The sequence below is a fragment of the Rubrivivax albus genome (assembly GCF_004016515.1).
Taxonomy (GTDB): Bacteria; Pseudomonadota; Gammaproteobacteria; order Burkholderiales; family Burkholderiaceae_C; genus Rubrivivax; species Rubrivivax albus.
Window position 1 is genome coordinate 416,955 of the sequence record NZ_SACT01000003.1, and the last position, 12,116, is coordinate 429,070.

Sequence of the window (12,116 nt, forward strand, 5' to 3'; positions counted from 1 at the left end):
GAATGGCACGGACGCACCGGTGGACGAAGGCTCAGGGGTGTCGGCGGATCGGCTTCAACCCAGCGGTGAAGCGTTCCTTCAGCGGCTTGTGCCCCAGCGGCGGCAGGTCCACCAGGGTCTCCGGCACGTCGTGATCGGGCAGGCGGTCCAGCAGGTCGCGGATCAGCGTCAGGCGGCCGCGGCGCTGGTCGTTGAAGTCGACCAGCGTCCAGGGGGCGTGCCGGGTGTGCGTGGCCTTGAGCATGCGCGTACGGGCCGCACCGTAGTCGGCGTACTTCTCGCGCGCCTTGACGTCGATGGGCGAGAGCTTCCAGCGCTTGAGCGGGTCCTGCTGGCGTTCGGCGAAGCGCTCTTCCTGCTGCGCCTGGTCCACCGTGAGCCAGTACTTGAACAACAGGATGCCGTCGTCCACCAGCAGCCTCTCGAACACCGGCGCCTGCTTCAGGAAAGACCGGGTCTCGTCCTCGGTGCAGAAACCCATCACCGGCTCGACGCCGGCGCGGTTGTACCAGCTGCGGTCGAAGAGCACGATCTCGCCGGCGGCCGGCAGATGCGCCACGTAGCGCTGGAAGTACCACTGCGTGCGCTCGCGGTCGCTGGGCTTGGGCAGGGCCACGGTGTGGCATTGGCGTGGGTTCAGCGTGTCGGCGATCGCCGAGATCACGCCGCCCTTGCCGGCCGTGTCGCGGCCCTCGATCACGACCGCCAGCCGCCGCCCGGTGTGCTGCAGCCAGCGCGCCATGTCGTTGAGCTCGACCTCCATGGGGCCAAGCTTTTCGTAGTACTCGGCCTTGCCGAGCTTGCCGTTCTTCTTCTTGCTCATGCAAACAGTCCTTCATGGGTCTGCCGCAGCTCGCGCTTGAGCAGCTTGCCGCTGGGATTCTTCGGCAGCGCGTCGACGAAGAGCACGCGCTTGGGGGCCTTGAAGCCGGCAAGGTGCGTCTGGCAGTGCGCCAGCACCGCGGCCTCGTCGAGCAGGGCACCAGGTTTGGCCACGACGATCGCGGTCACGGCCTCCACCCAGGTCGGGTGCGGCAGGCCGACCACGGCCACCTCGCTGACGCCGTCGAGCCGGTAGATGCACTCCTCGACCTCGCGGCTGGCAACGTTCTCGCCCCCGGTCTTGATCATGTCCTTCTTGCGGTCGACGACGGTGATGAAACCTTCGTCGTCGATGGTCGCGAGGTCACCGCTGTGGAACCAGCTGCCGGCGAAAGCCGCCGCGGTGCGCTCGTCGTCATGGAAGTAGCCGCTGAGCAGCTGCGGGCTGCGGTGCACGATCTCGCCGATCTCGCCCGGCTTCACGTCCTGCATGGCGTCGTCCACCACACGAGTCTCGACATTGAGCACGGCGCGGCCGCAGGAGCCGGGCTTGCGCAGCTGGTCCTCCGGGCCGAGCATGGTGGCCAGCGGCGCGATCTCGGTCTGGCCGTACAGGTTCCAAAGCCTCAGGCCGGGGATGCGCTGCAGGATCTCCTGCATCACCGCCACCGGCATGATGCTGGCGCCGTAGTAGCCCTTCTTCAGGCTGGTCAGGTCGGTGGCGTCGAAGGCCGGCGAGCGCAGCAGCGCGATCCACACCGTGGGCGGCGCGAAGAAGCTGCTGATGCGGTGCTGCTGGATCAGCGCCAGCAGGTGCTCGGCCACCGGCTTGCCGGTGATGACGTTGCTGCAGCCCACGTAGATGGCCGGGCCGAAGAAGACGTCGAGCTGCGCACAGTGGTACAGCGGCAGGGCGTGCAGCATCAGGTCGCTGCGGTCGATGCCGGCATCGACGACGCAGCTGACGTACTGCCAGAGCACGGCGTCGTGCGTCAGCATCGCGCCCTTGGGCAGGCTTTCGGTGCCGCTGGTGTAGACGATCTGCGCCAGGTCCTCGCCCTTCAATGCAACGTCGGGCGGTGTGCCGGTGCAGGCGGCCAGGTCGTGGAAGTCGAGCATGCCGGGCTCCGGCGCCGACGGGTCCTCTGCCGGCAGCCACAGCAGACGCTCGACGGCCGTGTCCAGCGCCGCCGCACCGCGCGCCAGCGGCGCCAGGCCTGTGTCGGTGGCCAGCAGCCGCGCGCCGGCATGGCGCAGGATGTAGGCCGCCTCATCGGCCTTGAGCATGAAGTTGATCGGCACCAGCACCGCACCCAGGCGGGCGAGCGCGAAGCGCATGGCGGCGAAGGCGTGCGAGTTGCGTGCCAGGATCGCCACGCGATCGCCGCGCTCGATGCCCTGGCCGGCGAGCCCGGCGGCCAGGCGGTCACACAGCGCGTCGAACTCGGCGTAGGTCCAGCGCACGTCGCCGCAAGCGATGGCGGGCTTTTGCGGGTGTCGGGCGGCGCTGCGGTGCAGCAGGTCGCCGATCGTGTGGCGGCGGATGAGCGAGGTGTCCATGCGCCCAGCCTAGCGCCGCACGCCGGATGAAAACAGACGGGGCCGACCCGCATGCGCGGTGTCGGCCCCGTGGGGTCGGGTGCGGTGCTGCGCTTACTTCTTGCGGAGCTTGGCGATCGCGGCGATCTGCGCCGCCATCGCAGAGAACTCGCTCTGTGCCTTGGCGAAATCGATGTCGCTCTTGGCGTTCTTCATCGCTTCCTCGGCCAGCTTCTTGGCCTCGGCGGCCTTGGCCTCGTCGAGGTCGTGGCCGCGGATCGCGGTGTCGGCCAGCACGGTGACCGTGCCCGGCTGCACCTCGAGGATGCCGCCGGCGACGAAGACGAACTCCTCCTCGCCGTTGTCGGCACGCTCGATGCGCACGGCGCCGGCCTTGATGCGGGTGATCAGCGGCGTGTGGCGCGGCAGGATGCCGAGCTCGCCGTTCTCGCCCGGCAGCGCGACGAACTTGGCCAGGCCGGAGAAGATGTTCTCCTCCGCGCTGACCACGTCGACCTGGATGGTTGCCATCTCGGCTCCTTAACGTCTGGAAGAAGGTTCAGAAAGCAAGCAGGCGGGTGTCAGGCTAGGCGCCGCACGGAAGTGGACTCGCGTCCACTGAGTACGGCAACGACGCATGACGCCCGCGTGCGCCGCTTACTGCAGCTTCTTGGCCTTCTCGAACGCCTCGTCGATCGTGCCAACCATGTAGAAGGCCTGCTCCGGCAGGTGGTCGCACTCGCCGTTGACGATCATCTTGAAGCCGCGGATGGTCTCCTTCAGCGGCACGTACTTGCCCGGGCTGCCGGTGAACACCTCGGCCACGTGGAACGGCTGCGACAGGAAACGCTGCATCTTGCGCGCGCGGGCCACGGCCAGCTTGTCCTCGGGCGACAGTTCGTCCATGCCCAGGATCGCGATGATGTCGCGCAGTTCCTTGTAGCGCTGCAGCGTGCCCTGCACGGCGCGGGTGACGCCGTAGTGCTCCTCGCCGACCACGTTGGGGTCGATCTGGCGGCTGGTGGAGTCCAGCGGGTCCACGGCGGGGTAGATGCCCAGCGCGGCAATGTCACGCGACAGCACCACGGTGGCGTCCAGGTGGGCGAAGGTGGTGGCGGGCGACGGGTCGGTCAGGTCGTCCGCGGGCACGTACACGGCCTGGATCGAGGTGATCGAGCCGACCTTGGTGGACGTGATGCGCTCCTGCAGCTTGCCCATCTCCTCGGCCAGCGTCGGCTGGTAGCCCACCGCCGACGGCATCCGGCCCAGCAGCGCGGACACCTCGGTGCCGGCCAGTGTGTAGCGGTAGATGTTGTCGACGAAGAACAGCACGTCACGGCCTTCGTCGCGGAACGACTCGGCGATCGTCAGGCCGGTCAGCGCCACACGCAGACGGTTGCCCGGGGGCTCGTTCATCTGGCCGTAGACCATGGCCACCTTGGACTGGCTCAGGTCCTCCTGCACCACGACCTTCGAATCACTCATCTCGTGATAGAAGTCGTTGCCCTCACGGGTGCGCTCACCCACGCCGGCGAACACGGACAGACCCGAGTGCGCCTTCGCGATGTTGTTGATGAGCTCCATCATGTTCACGGTCTTGCCCACGCCGGCGCCGCCGAACAGACCCACCTTGCCGCCCTTGGCGAACGGGCAGATCAGGTCGATCACCTTGATGCCGGTCTCGAGCAGTTCGGTCGACGGGCTCAGCTCGTCGTAGGTCGGCGCCTTGCGGTGGATCGAGGCCGTCAGCTCGGTGCTGACCGGGCCGCGCTCGTCGATCGGGTTGCCCAGCACGTCCATGATGCGGCCCAGCGTGGCCTTGCCCACCGGCACCGTGATCGGCGCACCGGTGTTGCTGACCATCAGGCCGCGGCGCAGGCCGTCGGACGAGCCCAGCGCGATGGTGCGCACGATGCCGTCGCCGAGCTGCTGCTGGACTTCCAGCGTCAGGGCCGAACCTTCGAGCTTCAGCGCGTCATACACGCGGGGCATCTGGTCGCGCGGGAACTCGACGTCCACCACGGCGCCGATGCACTGGACGATCTTGCCTTGTGCCATTTTGTAGATCCTTCAGACTGAATTCGTTTGGGCGGCGTTCAGCCGCTGATGGCGGCCGCGCCGCTGACGATCTCGGAGAGTTCCTTCGTGATCGCCGCCTGACGCGTCTTGTTGTAGATGAGCTTCATCTCGGCGATCAGGTTGCCGGCGTTGTCGGTGGCGGCCTTCATCGCGACCATGCGCGCCGACTGCTCCGACGCCATGTTCTCGGCCACCGCCTGGTAGACCAGGGCCTCGATGTAGCGCGTCAGCAGCTCGTCGATGACGGTGGGCGCGTCCGGCTCGTAGATGTAGTCCCAGCCATACTGCGACTTCTCCGCTTCCGTCTGTTCGAGGCGCGCCGCCGACAGTGGCAGCAGCGGCTCGACCATCGGCTCCTGCCGCATCGTGTTGATGAAGTTGGTGTAGCAGAGGTAGACCGCGTCCAGCTCGCCGGCCACGAAGGCGTCCAGCATCACCTTGACCGGGCCGATCAGCTTCTCCAGCTGCGGCGTGTCGCCGAGCTGCACCGCGTGGCTGACCACCGGCACGCCGATGCGGTTGCAGAAGTTGAAGCCCTTGTTGCCGATGGCCACCGCCTGCACCGAGCCGCCGCCGTCCTGCACTTCGCGCATCTTGTTGGTCAGCGCACGCAGGACGTTGGTGTTCAGGCCGCCGCAGAGGCCCTTGTCGGTGGTCACGAGGATGAAGCCGACCTTCTTTGCGCCTCCCGCCTGCCGCATGTACGGCGAGCGGTACTCCGGGTTGGCCTGCGCCAGGTTGGCCGTGATGTTGCGGATCTTGTCGGCGTACGGGCGCGCGGAACGCATGCGCTCCTGCGCCTTGCGCATCTTCGATGCCGCGACCATCTCCATGGCCTTCGTGATCTTCTTCGTGTTCTCGAAGGACTTGATCTTGCCGCGGATCTCTTTTCCGACCGCCATGACGTTGCTCCTTGTCTAGGCGTGCGGGATCAGGCGAACGACTTCTTGAACGCGGTGATCGCAGCGGCGAGTTCTTCCTCGGCGGCCTTGTCCATGGCCTTGTCGCTCTCCAGCTTCTGCAGCAGGGCGGCGTGGCTGGACTTCAGGTGCTGGTGCAGGCCGTGCTCGAAGGCAAGAACCTTCTTGACGTCGATGTCGTCCAGGTAGCCCTTGTTCACCGCGTACAGCGTGGAAGCCATCAGGCTGATGGGCAGCGGGCTGTACTGGGCCTGCTTGAGCAGTTCGGTCACGCGCGCGCCGCGGTCCAGCTGCTTCTTGGTGCTGGCGTCGAGGTCGGACGCGAACTGGGCGAAGGCCGCCAGTTCCCGGTACTGGGCCAGGTCGGTACGGATGCCGCCGGACAGGCTCTTGATCAGCTTGGTCTGCGCCGCACCACCCACCCGCGACACCGAGATGCCGGCGTTGATGGCGGGGCGGATGCCGCTGTTGAACAGGCTGGTCTCCAGGAAGATCTGGCCGTCGGTGATCGAGATCACGTTGGTCGGCACGAAGGCGGACACGTCGCCGGCCTGCGTCTCGATGATCGGCAGCGCAGTCAGCGAACCGGTCTTGCCCTTGACCTCGCCCTTGGTGAAGGCCTCAACGTAGTCGGCGTTCACACGCGCGGCACGCTCCAGCAGACGGCTGTGGAGATAGAACACGTCGCCAGGGAAGGCTTCGCGGCCCGGCGGGCGGCGCAGCAGCAGCGAAACCTGGCGGTAGGCAACAGCCTGCTTGGACAGGTCGTCGTAGATGATCAGCGCATCCTGGCCGCGGTCACGGAAGTACTCGCCCATCGTGCAGCCGGAGTAGGCGGCGACGTACTGCATCGCGGCCGATTCCGACGCCGACGCGGCGACGACGATGGTGTAGTCCATCGCGCCGTGCTGCTCCAGCGCCCGCACCACGTTCTTGATCGAGCTGGCCTTCTGCCCGATCGCGACGTAGATGCAGGTCATGTTCTGACCCTTCTGGTTGATGATCGCGTCGATCGCCACCGCGGTCTTGCCGGTCTGGCGGTCGCCGATGATCAGCTCGCGCTGGCCACGGCCGATCGGCACCATCGAGTCGATCGACTTCAGGCCGGTCTGCACCGGCTGGTCCACCGACTGGCGCGCGATCACGCCCGGGGCGACCTTCTCGATGACGTCGGTCATCTTCGCGTTGACCGGGCCCTTGCCGTCGATCGGCTGGCCCAGGGCGTTGACGACGCGGCCGACGAGCTCGGGGCCGACCGGCACTTCAAGGATGCGGCCCGTGCACTTGACGGTGTCGCCTTCGGAGATGTGCTCGTACTCGCCCAGGATCACCGCGCCGACGGAGTCGCGCTCGAGGTTCAGCGCCAGGCCGTAGGTGGCAGCGCCGTCCTTGGTGGCGGGGAACTCCAGCATTTCGCCGGCCATCACGTCCGACAGGCCGTGGATGCGCACGATGCCGTCGGTCACCGAGACGACCGTGCCCTGGTTCTTGATGTCGGCCGACGCCGCAAGGCCTTCGATGCGGCTCTTGATCAGCTCGGAAATCTCAGCGGGATTGAGTTGCATGGGGTTCTCCTGGGGTCACGCGGTGAGCGCGACCCGCATCTGTTCCAGACGGGCCTTCACGGAGGTGTCGAGCACTTCGTCGCCGACCACCGCACGGATGCCACCGATCAATTCGGGCTTGACCTCGACGCTCGCATTGAGCTTGCGGCCGAAGCGCTTCTCCAGCGACGCGACGACGTCGGCCAGCTGTGCACCCTCGATCTCGAAGGCGCTCTCGATCAACGCGTCGGACACGCCGCCGGTGGCGTTCACCAGCGCGTGGTGCTGCGCGACGATCTCCGGCAACGCGTCGAGCCGGCCGTTGTCGAGCACGACGCGCAGCAGGTTCTGCACGGCGTCGGCCAGCACGATGCCCTTGCGGCCCAGCACGTCGGCGATCACGTTGAAGACCAGGTTCGCGCCGATCTTGGGGTTGTCGGCGAACTGGCGCAGCTCCGGGTCGGCGGCCACCTCGGCCAGCGCCTGCAGCTGGCTGCCGAGCGTGGCGGCGTCGGTGCCCGTCGAGGCCTTGAACAAGGCCTCGGCGTAGGGGCGGGCGATGGTGGCGAGCTCGGCCATGATCAGAGCTCCGTCTTCAGACGGTTCAGCAGATCGGCGTGCACGGCCGGGTTCACCTCGCGCTTGAGGATCGCCTCGGCGCCCTTGACGGCCAGACCGGCCACCTGCTCGCGCAGCGCTTCGCGGGCCTTGACGGCCTCCTGCTCGGCTTCGGCGCGGGCGGCGGCGACGATCTTGGCGCCTTCGTCGTTGGCGCGCGTCTTGGCCTCCTCGACCATCTGCTGCGCCAGGCGTTCGGCGTCGGCCAGGCGCTTCTGGGCGTCGTCGCGCGCCGCGGCGAGCTGCTGCTCGACGCGGGCGTTGGCGGCGGCCAGGTCAGCCTTGGCCTTGTCGGCGGCCGACAGGCCGTCGGCGATCTTCTTGGCGCGTTCGTCCAGGGCTGCCGTGATCGGCGGCCAGACGTACTTCATCGTGAACCAGACCAGGATCGCGAACACGATCATCTGGACGATGAGGGTGGCGTTGATGCTCACGTCTCGTACCTCGTCATGGGGTGATCAGGGGCGTGCCGGCGGCAGCACCCCACGGACCGCCGGCACGCCGGCGGGCCTGCCAGCGCCGAATTACTTCGGCAGGTTGGCGATCTGGCCCAGGAAGGGGTTGGCGGTGGCGAACCACAGCGCGATACCGGTGCCGATGATGAAAGCCGCGTCGATCAGGCCGGCCAGCAGGAACATCTTGGTCTGCAGTTCGCCCATCAGCTCGGGCTGGCGCGCGGCCGACTCGAGGTACTTGCTGCCCATGATGCCGATGCCGATGCAGGCGCCGATGGCACCCAGACCGATGATCAGGCCGGCGGCCAGGGCGACAAAGCTGATGACTTCCATGGAATGCTCCTCAGGGGACAGTGAGTTGGAAAGGGAAGGGGAAGGAAAACGGGATCAGTGCGCGTCGTGGGCCTGGCCGACGTAGACGAGCGTCAGCATCATGAACACGAAGGCCTGCAGGGTGATGATCAGGATGTGGAAGATGGCCCACGCGGTGCCGGCGATCACGTGGCCGATGGCCAGCGGGATGCCCACCGCGGTGAAGAACGCACCACCCATCAGCGCGATCAGCATGAAGATCAGTTCGCCGGCGTACATGTTGCCGAACAGCCGCATGCCGTGCGAGACGGTCTTGGCGACGAACTCGATGATCTGCATCAGGAAGTTGAACGGCCACAACAGGAAGTGGCTGCCGAACGGGGCCGAGAACAGCTCGTGGATCCAGCCGCCGGCGCCCTTGATCTTGATGTTGTAGTAGATGCAGATCAGCAGCACCGTGACCGACAGCGCCATCGTGATCGACAGGTCGGCGGTGGGCACCACGCGCATGTAGTCCGGCGCACCCATGGCCGGGCCGGCCACGTGCCAGATCGACGGGATCAGGTCGACCGGGATCAGGTCCATCGCGTTCATCAGGAAGATCCAGATGAACACCGTCAGCGCCAGCGGGGCCACGGCCTTGCGGCTCTCGGCGTTGTGCACGATGCCCTTGGCCTGGCTGTCGACCATCTCGACCAGCGACTCCACCGCCGCCTGCATGCGCCCCGGCACGCCCGAGTGCACGCGCTTGGCCACGCTGCGCAGGAACCACAGGCCGATCACGCCCGTCACGATGGACCAGAACAGCGAATCGACGTTCAGCGTCCAGAAGCCGGATCCCACCTGCAGATGCTGCAGGTGGTGAATGATGTATTCACCAGCGGTGGGGGCGTGACCTTCGGCTGCCATGTGCTCGTTCCCGTCCGTGTTCGCTTCTTCTTCAGCGGCCGCGCCACAGGAGCGCGACCCAGTACACCTTCATGCACAGCACCAGCCCTGCCAGCAGGGCTGGCCAGCTCAGGGGCTGCACGAGTTTCGGCGCCAGCATGAGCATGGCAATCGAAACCGCGATTTTGACCACCTCCCACAACATGAAACTGACGGCGCTGGCGCCGGGAGACACGCTGGAAAGGCGGCTGGTCATGCCACGCGCCATCAGGGCCCCCGGCACCACCACGGTGGCCGCCCCATACAGCAGCGACCACGCCACAGCCTTGCTGCCGAAGACCAGCCCCGCAAGGCCGGCCACCAGCACGCCGACGAGGACCTGCACCACGATGACCCGCCACGGATTGAGTGGCGGCTCCTTGGCGCGCAGGGCCTGCGCTTCTTCCCGTGTCAGCGGGCGGAAGGCCGGCGCTGCCGAGTCGTCGCCCTCGTCAACCCAGGGATCGGGGCGACCGTTGAGGGGTCGCGTGCGGTCCGGCATGGGTCAGGTCGTGGGCGCGATCAGCAAAGCCTAAGGATTATAGGGGAGAACCCGGCCACTTCAGGGGATACCTTGATCCAGGTCGGGTATGGTCGCCCCACTCAGGCCCCTGCCATGAAAGGTGGGGCGTCGATCAACGACACTTGCAGGCTGCGCGCCGCGTCGCCGACCTCCGTGCCGACGCGGAACTCCATCGTCCCTGCCTGCTCCCTTTTGCGATGCGCCTGCCTCTGCGCCTTGCCGCGCTGCTCTCCCTCTGCGTTCCGCTGCTGACGCCCGCCACCGTGGCGGCGCAGGGTGCGGTCGTGACGACGCCCCAGGTCCGCGCCGAACTGGTTGCGCATGCCCCGGAGGGCGTGGGCCACGGCAAGCCGATGCAGCTGGCGTTGCGCATCGCGCACCAGCCGCACTGGCACACCTACTGGAAGAACCCGGGTGACTCCGGCCTGCCGACGAACCTGACCTGGACGCTGCCCGACGGCGCACAGGCCGGCGACGTGCAGTGGCCCACGCCGAAGAAGCTGCCGCTGGGCCCGCTGGTGAACTTCGGCTACGAGGACGTGCTGCTGCTGCCGGTGGCGCTGCAACTGCCGGCGGACTTCAAGGCATCGGCGGTGGACGTGAAGCTGGCCGCGGAATGGCTGGTCTGCAAGGATGTCTGCATCCCCGAGTCCGGCGAGTTCAGCCTGTCGCTGCCCACCGGCGCCCCGGCCGTGGCGCATGCCGACGACTTTGCCAACCTGCGCGACACGCTGCCGGTGGCCGTGCCGGGCGCACAGGGCCGCGCCGAGGTGCGCAGCGATGCCAGCGGCCAGACGCTGGTGGTCACCGTGGACGGCCTGCCCACAGGCTGGCAGGGGCGCGAGGTGGCCTTCTTTCCGGAGACGGTTGGCGTCATCCTCAATGCCGCCAAGCCTGTGGAACGCTGGGAGGGTGCGCGCTGGACGGCCGAGGTGCCGCTGGACCCGCAGCGCAGCGACAGCCCCGAGCTCATCCCGGCCGTGCTGGTGGCGCGCGGCGAACTGGCGGGCGCGCAGGTGGCGGTGGCCGTCACCGGGCCCTGGCCCGCGGTGGGCGCCACGCCGACGTCGAGCGCAGCACACGCCGACGCCGCGGACGCCATGCCAGCGAGCCCGCCGGCCACGTCGCCCCTGGGCCTGCCGCTGGCCATCGCCTTCGCCCTCGTCGGCGGCCTGCTGCTGAACCTGATGCCCTGCGTCTTCCCGGTGCTGTCGCTGAAGGTGCTGGGCTTCACCCATCACGCCCACGACCGCCGCCGCCTGCTGGCCGGCGGCCTGGCCTACACCGGCGGCGTGGTGCTGTCCTTCGTGGCCCTGGCGGCCCTGCTGATCGCGCTGCGCGCCGGCGGCGAGCAGCTGGGCTGGGGCTTCCAGCTGCAGTCGCCCCCGGTGGTGGCGGTGCTCGCGGCGCTTTTCACGCTGATCGGCCTGAACCTGCTGGGCGTGTTCGAGGTCGGCAGCGTGCTGCCGGACAGCGTGGCCACGGCGCAGGCCCGGCACCCGCTGGTTGATTCAGCCCTCACCGGCGTGCTGGCCGTGGCCGTGGCCGCACCGTGCACGGCGCCGTTCATGGGCGCTTCGCTGGGCTTCGCGCTGACGCTGCCCGCGGCGCAGGCGCTGGTGGTCTTTGCCGCCCTGGGCCTGGGCATGGCGCTGCCGTATCTCGCCGCCAGCGCCTTCCCGGCGGTGGCGCGCTTGCTGCCTCGTCCGGGCGCCTGGATGGCCACCTTCAAGACGCTGATGGCCTTCCCGATGTTCGGCACAGTGGTCTGGCTGGTGTGGGTGCTGGGGCACCAGACCGGCATCGACGGCGCGGCCGCGCTGCTGGGTACGCTGGTGGCGCTGGCCTTCCTGGCCTGGGCCCTGGGCTCGCCGACCAACTCCGCACGCGTCAAGCGCGTGTGGGGCACGGTGGGCGTGCTTCTGCTGGGCCTGACGCTGGCCTGGGCCGGCCCGGCGCTTCGGCAGGAGGCTGTGGCCGCCAACGCCACCGGCACCGTGGCCGACGGCTGGGAGGCCTGGTCGCCCGAGCGCGTGGCCGAGGCCCATGCGCAGGGCCAGGCGGTGTTCGTGGACTTCACCGCCGCCTGGTGCGTGACCTGCCAGTACAACAAGCGCACGACACTGGCGGACGCGGCCGTGAAGGCCGCCTTCGCCGACAAGGGCGTGCGCCTGATGCGGGCCGACTGGACCCGGCGAGACGCCACCATCACCGCCGAACTCACGCGCCTGGGGCGCAGCGGCGTGCCGGTGTACGCGCTCTACCGGCCAGGGAACCCCGCGCCGCAACTGCTGTCGGAAATCCTCAGTGTCGGCGAGGTCACCGGGGCCTTGGCGACACTCTGAGCCGCCAACCCCCTTCACCCCACCGCGAGGAG

Annotated in this window: 12 protein-coding genes; 1 reads left to right on the forward strand and 11 read right to left on the reverse strand. The window is 68.1% G+C overall.

Annotated elements, in window-relative coordinates:
- Positions 1 to 31: 31 nt before the first annotated feature.
- From ppk2 to ENE75_RS12625, 11 genes are all read right to left on the reverse strand, one after another.
- Positions 32 to 823, reverse strand: coding sequence for a polyphosphate kinase 2 (gene ppk2 / locus ENE75_RS12575; RefSeq protein WP_128198644.1), 792 nt, complete (start codon positions 821 to 823; stop codon positions 32 to 34).
- Positions 820 to 2,382, reverse strand: coding sequence for an acyl-CoA synthetase (locus ENE75_RS12580; protein WP_128198645.1), 1,563 nt, complete (start codon positions 2,380 to 2,382; stop codon positions 820 to 822). The genes ppk2 and ENE75_RS12580 overlap by 4 nt, the downstream gene beginning before the upstream one ends.
- A 93-nt stretch (positions 2,383 to 2,475) precedes the next feature.
- Positions 2,476 to 2,892, reverse strand: a complete 417-nt coding sequence (locus ENE75_RS12585) for a F0F1 ATP synthase subunit epsilon (protein ID WP_128198646.1) — start codon at positions 2,890 to 2,892, stop codon at positions 2,476 to 2,478.
- 126 nt (positions 2,893 to 3,018) lie between these two features.
- Positions 3,019 to 4,419, reverse strand: a complete 1,401-nt coding sequence (atpD, locus tag ENE75_RS12590; protein WP_128198647.1) for a F0F1 ATP synthase subunit beta — start codon at positions 4,417 to 4,419, stop codon at positions 3,019 to 3,021.
- A gap of 38 nt (positions 4,420 to 4,457) precedes the next feature.
- A complete protein-coding gene (gene atpG, locus ENE75_RS12595; RefSeq protein ID WP_128198648.1) occupies positions 4,458 to 5,342 on the reverse strand; it encodes a F0F1 ATP synthase subunit gamma in 885 nt (294 codons plus the stop codon).
- A 29-nt stretch (positions 5,343 to 5,371) separates the two neighbouring features.
- Positions 5,372 to 6,925, reverse strand: a complete 1,554-nt coding sequence (atpA, locus tag ENE75_RS12600) for a F0F1 ATP synthase subunit alpha (protein ID WP_128198649.1) — start codon at positions 6,923 to 6,925, stop codon at positions 5,372 to 5,374.
- A 15-nt stretch (positions 6,926 to 6,940) separates the two neighbouring features.
- A complete protein-coding gene (locus tag ENE75_RS12605) occupies positions 6,941 to 7,483 on the reverse strand; it encodes a F0F1 ATP synthase subunit delta (protein WP_128198650.1) in 543 nt (180 codons plus the stop codon).
- A 2-nt stretch (positions 7,484 to 7,485) separates the two neighbouring features.
- Positions 7,486 to 7,956 (reverse strand): F0F1 ATP synthase subunit B, encoded by a 471-nt coding sequence (locus ENE75_RS12610; RefSeq protein WP_128198651.1) that lies wholly within the window; start codon positions 7,954 to 7,956, stop codon positions 7,486 to 7,488.
- A gap of 90 nt (positions 7,957 to 8,046) precedes the next feature.
- A complete protein-coding gene (atpE, locus tag ENE75_RS12615) occupies positions 8,047 to 8,310 on the reverse strand; it encodes a F0F1 ATP synthase subunit C (protein ID WP_128198652.1) in 264 nt (87 codons plus the stop codon).
- Positions 8,311 to 8,364: 54 nt separating this feature from the next.
- Positions 8,365 to 9,198, reverse strand: coding sequence for a F0F1 ATP synthase subunit A (atpB, locus tag ENE75_RS12620; RefSeq protein WP_128198653.1), 834 nt, complete (start codon positions 9,196 to 9,198; stop codon positions 8,365 to 8,367).
- A gap of 31 nt (positions 9,199 to 9,229) precedes the next feature.
- Positions 9,230 to 9,718 (reverse strand): ATP synthase subunit I, encoded by a 489-nt coding sequence (locus ENE75_RS12625; protein ID WP_128198654.1) that lies wholly within the window; start codon positions 9,716 to 9,718, stop codon positions 9,230 to 9,232.
- Positions 9,719 to 9,936: 218 nt separating this feature from the next.
- On the opposite strand from ENE75_RS12625, the gene ENE75_RS25710 reads away from it, so the two are divergent.
- Entirely contained in the window at positions 9,937 to 12,084 is a 2,148-nt protein-coding gene (locus ENE75_RS25710; protein WP_128198655.1) for a protein-disulfide reductase DsbD family protein, read from the forward strand.
- Positions 12,085 to 12,116: the final 32 nt, after the last annotated feature.

Coding starts and splice junctions, on each gene's coding strand:
- ppk2 (WP_128198644.1), bottom strand. CDS start 823: ATGAGCAAGAAGAAGAACGGCAAGCTCGGCAAGGCCGAGTACTACGAA.
- ENE75_RS12580 (WP_128198645.1), bottom strand. CDS start 2,382: ATGGACACCTCGCTCATCCGCCGCCACACGATCGGCGACCTGCTGCAC.
- ENE75_RS12585 (WP_128198646.1), bottom strand. CDS start 2,892: ATGGCAACCATCCAGGTCGACGTGGTCAGCGCGGAGGAGAACATCTTC.
- atpD (WP_128198647.1), bottom strand. CDS start 4,419: ATGGCACAAGGCAAGATCGTCCAGTGCATCGGCGCCGTGGTGGACGTC.
- atpG (WP_128198648.1), bottom strand. CDS start 5,342: ATGGCGGTCGGAAAAGAGATCCGCGGCAAGATCAAGTCCTTCGAGAAC.
- atpA (WP_128198649.1), bottom strand. CDS start 6,925: ATGCAACTCAATCCCGCTGAGATTTCCGAGCTGATCAAGAGCCGCATC.
- ENE75_RS12605 (WP_128198650.1), bottom strand. CDS start 7,483: ATGGCCGAGCTCGCCACCATCGCCCGCCCCTACGCCGAGGCCTTGTTC.
- atpE (WP_128198652.1), bottom strand. CDS start 8,310: ATGGAAGTCATCAGCTTTGTCGCCCTGGCCGCCGGCCTGATCATCGGT.
- atpB (WP_128198653.1), bottom strand. CDS start 9,198: ATGGCAGCCGAAGGTCACGCCCCCACCGCTGGTGAATACATCATTCAC.
- ENE75_RS12625 (WP_128198654.1), bottom strand. CDS start 9,718: ATGCCGGACCGCACGCGACCCCTCAACGGTCGCCCCGATCCCTGGGTT.
- ENE75_RS25710 (WP_128198655.1), top strand. CDS start 9,937: ATGCGCCTGCCTCTGCGCCTTGCCGCGCTGCTCTCCCTCTGCGTTCCG.